Origin of the sequence: Niallia sp. HCP3S3_B10 (genome assembly GCF_052064465.1) — a bacterium.
Taxonomy (GTDB): domain Bacteria; phylum Bacillota; class Bacilli; order Bacillales; family Cytobacillaceae; genus Niallia; species Niallia hominis.
Genome location: NZ_JBQHVO010000141.1, coordinates 1 through 1,210, shown reverse-complemented (window position 1 = coordinate 1,210; position 1,210 = coordinate 1). Strand labels below are relative to the sequence as shown.

Sequence of the window (1,210 nt, the reverse complement as noted above, 5' to 3'; positions counted from 1 at the left end):
TATCGGTCACTAGGGAGTATTTAGCCTTGGGAGATGGTCCTCCCTGCTTCCGACGGGATTTCTCGTGTCCCGCCGTACTCAGGATACACTCAAGAGGGAACGAAGTTTCGACTACAGGGTTTTTACCTTCTACGACTGACCTTTCCAGATCGATTCGTCTACCCCGTTCCTTTGTAACTCCATATAGAGTGTCCTACAACCCCAAGAGGCAAGCCTCTTGGTTTGGGCTAATCCCGTTTCGCTCGCCGCTACTCAGGGAATCGCGTTTGCTTTCTCTTCCTCCGGGTACTTAGATGTTTCAGTTCCCCGGGTCTGCCTTCAGTACCCTATGTATTCAGGTAAAGATTCTATCCCATTACGGATAGAGGGTTTCCCCATTCGGAAATCTCTGGATCAAAGCTTACTTACAGCTCCCCAAAGCATATCGGTGTTAATCCCGTCCTTCATCGGCTCCTAGTGCCAAGGCATCCACCGTGCGCCCTTTCTAACTTAACTAATTGGCTTAAAAGCCTTAGTTTATTTCAATTCTTCTATTTAAAATAGAGAATCTAAGATGGCGATTACTCGGTTTCTTTCTTGTTTTTACTATTCATAATCTAGTTTTCAAGGAACAATTGGCTTATTATAAGCCTACTTTTGAGGAATTGCTCCCTCAAAACTGAACAACAAATCGTCAACAATCTTTGATGGAATGTACATTCCATTTTCCTTAGAAAGGAGGTGATCCAGCCGCACCTTCCGATACGGCTACCTTGTTACGACTTCACCCCAATCATCTATCCCACCTTAGGCGGCTGGCTCCAAATGGTTACCCCACCGACTTCGGGTGTTACAAACTCTCGTGGTGTGACGGGCGGTGTGTACAAGGCCCGGGAACGTATTCACCGCGGCATGCTGATCCGCGATTACTAGCGATTCCAGCTTCATGTAGGCGAGTTGCAGCCTACAATCCGAACTGAGAATGGTTTTATGGGATTTGCTAGGCGTCACCGCTTTGCTGCCCTTTGTACCATCCATTGTAGCACGTGTGTAGCCCAGGTCATAAGGGGCATGATGATTTGACGTCATCCCCACCTTCCTCCGGTTTGTCACCGGCAGTCACCTTAGAGTGCCCAACTAAATGCTGGCAACTAAGATCAAGGGTTGCGCTCGTTGCGGGACTTAACCCAACATCTCACGACACGAGCTGACGACAACCATGCACCACCTG

2 rRNA genes are annotated in these 1,210 nt (G+C 48.3%); both read right to left on the bottom strand.

What is annotated here, in order from left to right:
* A 23S ribosomal RNA gene (locus ACTNDN_RS24870) occupies positions 1–495 on the bottom strand; the annotation flags it as partial.
* A 218-nt stretch (positions 496–713) separates the two neighbouring features.
* Positions 714–1,210 (bottom strand): 16S ribosomal RNA (locus ACTNDN_RS24865); the annotation flags it as partial.